This is a genomic window from Bartonella sp. CR84HXZ (genome assembly GCF_042194535.1).
In the GTDB taxonomy this organism is placed as follows: Bacteria; Pseudomonadota; Alphaproteobacteria; order Rhizobiales; family Rhizobiaceae; genus Bartonella; species Bartonella grahamii.
Window position 1 is genome coordinate 1 of sequence record NZ_JBHIMY010000062.1, and the last position, 2,243, is coordinate 2,243.

At 39.3% G+C, this 2,243-nt stretch carries 3 protein-coding genes; all 3 read right to left on the reverse strand.

Features of this window, described 5'->3' with window-relative positions; genetic code table 11:
* Positions 1 to 119: 119 nt before the first annotated feature.
* Genes ACFIKD_RS09220 through ACFIKD_RS09230 form a run of 3 tightly spaced genes read right to left on the reverse strand, consistent with a single transcriptional unit; the run spans position 120 to position 2,165 of the window.
* Complete coding sequence (locus ACFIKD_RS09220) at positions 120 to 839, reverse strand: hypothetical protein (protein ID WP_375647867.1); 720 nt, start codon at positions 837 to 839, stop codon at positions 120 to 122.
* Complete coding sequence (locus ACFIKD_RS09225; protein WP_375647869.1) at positions 836 to 1,381, reverse strand: hypothetical protein; 546 nt, start codon at positions 1,379 to 1,381, stop codon at positions 836 to 838. Before ACFIKD_RS09225 ends, ACFIKD_RS09220 begins: the two co-directional genes overlap by 4 nt.
* Before the next feature lie 19 nt (positions 1,382 to 1,400).
* Positions 1,401 to 2,165 carry a hypothetical protein gene (locus tag ACFIKD_RS09230; protein ID WP_375647870.1) on the reverse strand — a complete coding sequence of 255 codons (765 nt, stop codon included), beginning with the start codon at positions 2,163 to 2,165 and terminating at the stop codon, positions 1,401 to 1,403.
* Between the last annotated feature and the right edge of the window lie 78 nt (positions 2,166 to 2,243).

The following is a 2,243-nucleotide window of genomic DNA, read 5'->3' on the forward strand; positions in this document are numbered from 1 at the left end:
AAATCCATATTTTTCTGCCATTTCTTTTAAAAAAGTAGAATTTGTCATCTTGATTTCCTACATTGCGCGCAATTCACGTGTGGCGTGAATCACGCTTGTGTTAAAAGGCTGGTTTGTTGTTAAATTTTTATGTCTTGAGGAATTCTCGTGTTTCCGCGAATATTAGCTAATCCACGAATTTCGGCATTTCTAAAAATCTTGACTGCGTCATAAATGCGAGCACTATCATAAACTTTTGCATCTCCAAAAATCTCAACATTTCCATAATTAACATCATCCTCATACGTGAAATTGGAGCATGATATAATGACATCACCATAAACTTTAGCATTGTTATAAATGAGAGCAGGACCACAAATTATTGCGTTCCCATATACACGAGCATTGTCGTAAACCTTGGCACTATTCTTTATTCGTGCATTCTCAAAAACTGCTGCGTCACCATAAATACGTGCGTCATTGTAAACTTCTGCATCACCGCAAACATGAGATTTGTCGCGAACAACAGCATCACCAAAAATATGTGCTCTACCAGAAACCTTGGCATTACCGTAAACAACAGCACGACTGTAAACTTGTGCATCAGAATAAACTGAAGCATTTCCACTAATACAAGCGCCATCAAATATCTTAGCATTATGAAAAATGGTAGCGCTTTCATACACCTTGGCATCATCATACACCCAGCAATTACCTTTATGACCTAAGTTATATTCCTTTTCAATAAAACCACCAAGATCTCCTTTTTTGACATCATCAAAATCCCTTAAAGCACGAATACGGTGAAGAGTTTTTCCATCAAACTGAATTGTTTCATCAGTAAGTTCGTATTTTCTCATCTGGTTTGTTTCCTAGTTGAGATTCTTCTATTGTCATTAATCCAGTCGTCCCAACATACACATGCATCACCGTAAATTTTTGCATGACCGTAAACATGCGCATCACCGTAAACTTGTGCACTTCCATAAATACGAGAATTGTCGTAAATGTATGCCTCACCGTAAACTTGTGCATTGCCATAAACTTCTGCATTATCAAAGACATGCGGTTCACCGCAAATATATGCCTCACCGTAAACTTCTGCATGACCGTAAATGCATGGTTCATCGAAAACTTCTGCTTTGCCATAAATACGAGAATTGTTGTAAACATGTGCATAACCGTAAACTTGTGCATTTTCGTAAACCTTAGCATCATCATAAACCTTGGCATAGCCCCCAACCCAGCAATTGCCATCATGACTTAGATTGTCTTCTTTCTCGATATAGCCGCCAAGATCACCAGCCTTGACATCATCGAAATCCCTTAATGCACGAATGCGGCGGAGCGTTCTGCGCCCAACTTCGATTGTTTCATCAGTAAGTTCGTATTTTTTTTCCATGGTTTATTGCCTCACGCCCTTATCTTAAAACAGTGTCATTTCCAGATACTTTTGTATTTCCGGTTACTTTGGCATTCTCGCAAACTAGTGCACCACCAAACACACGGGCATTTCCAGAGATTTCTGCGTGACCACCAACTTTAGCTTTTTCAGAAACATGGGCTCCATCATAAATTTTGGCAAAACTACAAACCTTTGCTTTACCGAAAATACGAGCATTGTCACAAGCGGATGCAAAGTGCGAAATTGTAGCGTTGTCGAAAACTTCTGCATTGTCATAAACGCGTGCATGTTCGGAAATTACGGCGTCATGGTATATTCTTGCTTCTCCATAAACCTTGGCATCACCGCAAACTTGTGCATTAACGTAAATTACTGCTCGGTCGTAAACATGTGCATCATCGTAAATTTTTGCATGATCGTAAATATGCGCATCATCGTAAACTTGTGCACTTCCATAAATACGAGAATTGTCGTAAACCTTGGCGTTACCGTAAACAACAGCACGACCGTAAACTTCTGCATCATCACAAACCATAGCATTTCCACTAATACAGGCGCCATCAAATATCTTAGCATTATCAAAAATGGTAGCGCTTTCATGCACCTTGGCATCACCATCTACCCAACAATCACCTTCATGACTTAGGTTGTCTTCTTTCTCGATATAGCCTCCTAAATCACCTGCTTTAACATTACCAAAGTCTCTCAGTGCACGAATGCGGTGAAGAGTTTTGCCATCAACATTGATTGTTTCATCAGTAAATTCGTATTTTTTTTCCATGATTTTACTCCTTTAAGTTAGACTCTGCCTTTGTCGTTCTTGCAAAAGAACGGCATTGCATTGTGTGGTGAATTTTTT

Excerpts from the sequence above, each read along its gene's own strand:
- ACFIKD_RS09225 (WP_375647869.1), bottom strand. The coding sequence starts at position 1,381 with ATGGAAAAAAAATACGAACTTACTGATGAAACAATCGAAGTTGGGCGC.
- ACFIKD_RS09230 (WP_375647870.1), bottom strand. The coding sequence starts at position 2,165 with ATGGAAAAAAAATACGAATTTACTGATGAAACAATCAATGTTGATGGC.
- ACFIKD_RS09220 (WP_375647867.1), bottom strand. The coding sequence starts at position 839 with ATGAGAAAATACGAACTTACTGATGAAACAATTCAGTTTGATGGAAAA.